Origin of the sequence: Prevotella sp. MGM2, assembly GCF_002933955.1 — a bacterium.
In the GTDB taxonomy this organism is placed as follows: domain Bacteria; phylum Bacteroidota; class Bacteroidia; order Bacteroidales; family Bacteroidaceae; genus Alloprevotella.
On sequence record NZ_BEWW01000264.1, the window covers coordinates 1 to 1547 of the forward strand.

A 1547-nucleotide genomic window follows, 5' to 3' on the forward strand; every position below is an offset into this window, starting at 1 on the left:
GAAAGCAAATAGTGTTAAAATCGGGATTCCATTAAAAACAAACCGCCAGCATCTTGTTTTTTCAGATGAAGAGAGGTATCATCCTTACCACCCTGTGGCGTTCCACCCTGCCGCGTCATACCATTCCATCTGACGAAAAGCTTCGTTGAGATTGCCATGAGGCGTACGGCCGGCATTGTCGGCATAGACGTTCTGCGGCACGAAGAGTGAAACGCCGCAATAGGTCTTTTCATTCACCTGCTGGTAGTCCCATGAGTTGGGACCTATCCAAAACCTGCCCGTTGTTCCTTTGGAAATGACGGCACGGTTGAGCGCAAGAAGGGCTTCTTCGTGAAAGGATTCCGGCAAAAGGCGGCGCAAAGCCTCGGCGGCATCGTAGTTATGCGGCCGGTAATAATAGCTGCGCGTATAAGCCTGATAGTTAAGCACGCCTTCCATCGAGGCCGACGCGCGTCCTGCCGCCGCCGAATGAGGGAGCGCCCGGCGCAGAACTTGGGCCAACGGTTCAAGGGCCGCGGTGTGCACGGCCGAGAGTGTGATACCGTAATCGTCGTACTGATACGACAACGAGGGGGAGGAAACATCGCTGACGTAAGTGGCTACAATGGCCGAAGGACTTTCGGCAAAAAGTCCGTGGCGGAGCTGGTTTTCATAGTAGGCTCCGGCTGCCGGAATAGGCATCGGCGCCGCCACCACACAGTCCGTCACATGACGCAAGGCATAGGCCACTTCAAGATTCTGCATAAGACAGGCATCAAAGAAGATGTATTTGAAACGGACACCCGTAACGGCCAACGCCGCAGCCATTTCGCCAACATCCATCTGCGGTCCTTTGTCGCTTCCCATGCCGTAGCCGCCGTCATCTATGCCGAAAGAAAACGGCCGCACGGATGAAGATGGCGGAACGTCAGTGCAATCCTTGTTCGTAGGCGGCAGCCAGCCGTCGGCGTGCGACCACATGACCAGCCCGTATTCCGCTGACGGGTATCTCTCTTTCACCCATGTGACAACTTCGCGCAACTGCTCAGGAGAAGTTGAACAAACCTCATGATCCCACTGCCGCACAAGCTCTGGACGTTTACACGAGCGTGTATAGCGGTATAATCTTGGCCGGTGGGCATCGTCTACGAAAACGAGAAGACGGTCGTTATCGTCAATATACCGCCGGCCGGCCATGATTTCGGCAGAATCGGCGGCCTGATGCCGGTACAGTCCGAGAGAGTTCTGCGCGGCCATATAGACAAGCACAGTCCGGCGTCCCTTTTCGCTGGGGAACTGCGGTTCTTCTCCGCCGCTGTCCTGGCACGACGGCAGGACGAGCAGAATCACAACGGAAAGAACGAAAGCACAAGAACGGAATATGGAAAAAAATACCGACATTTATATAAATAATTAAAGAATACGACATTGGCCGGCGGGCATCATTTTTTCTCACTACACTGATAGCCTGCAGGCGCTACACAACATCACAAAACTCCTCAAAAGTACGCAAAAAGGGGTCAAGCCGAAAACACGGTGCATGAATTTTGAGAAAAGTGTTAAATTTG

1 protein-coding gene is annotated in these 1547 nt (G+C 53.4%); it reads right to left on the reverse strand.

The annotated features are described in order from the left end of the window. Positions 1 to 84: 84 nt before the first annotated feature. Complete coding sequence (locus tag C5S62_RS06765; protein WP_104404636.1) at positions 85 to 1380, reverse strand: clostripain-related cysteine peptidase; 1296 nt, start codon at positions 1378 to 1380, stop codon at positions 85 to 87. Positions 1381 to 1547: the final 167 nt, after the last annotated feature.